The sequence below is a fragment of the Mesonia aestuariivivens genome (assembly GCF_019311235.1).
GTDB classification, from domain to species: domain Bacteria; phylum Bacteroidota; class Bacteroidia; order Flavobacteriales; family Flavobacteriaceae; genus Mesonia; species Mesonia aestuariivivens.
In genome coordinates, this window is sequence record NZ_JAHWDF010000072.1 from 1 (window position 1) to 525 (window position 525).

The following is a 525-nucleotide window of genomic DNA, read 5'->3' on the forward strand; positions in this document are numbered from 1 at the left end:
TGCTGGTATACTTACTGCCTTTATTTCCTGATCCCGGACGCTGATCCTGATCTTTGCTCCAACGCTTGTTGCGGCTAGAGATCGCCTGGAGTTCCTGTTCATTAGCCGTTATGCTGCGCTGACCTTTGTCTGATTTATCACCTTTACTCTTACGAAATGGCTGCTCTTTATCCATCGCACTAATATGACGAACTCTGCGCAGATGAGATTCTAACTCCTCTTCAGGTACTTTTAGTTCCAGAGTGTCCATCGAAGCATTGGCCTTTACCGGCGCACTATCAATAGCTTGAGTGTGGCCACTCACCATCCCGGCTTCTACGCAAAGGCTGAAGACTTTGGTAAATACAGACTCAAACACATCTTCCGGAAATAATTGTCGTGTTCGACTGATAGTGGAGTGCCAGGGCAATTCTTCATCGATGTCATAACCGATGAAATACAAAATATCCAAACGCATACTGCAATGTTCAATAAGCTTGCGGTCGCTGATGATATTCTCTAAATAGCCCACCAGACAGAGTTTAA

The 525-nt window shown here is 45.1% G+C and carries 1 protein-coding gene; it reads right to left on the reverse strand.

Translation table 11 applies throughout. The features are described from left to right. The coding region (locus KW502_RS15325) for a transposase (protein ID WP_219041416.1) at positions 1-525 on the reverse strand (525 nt) is incomplete at both ends.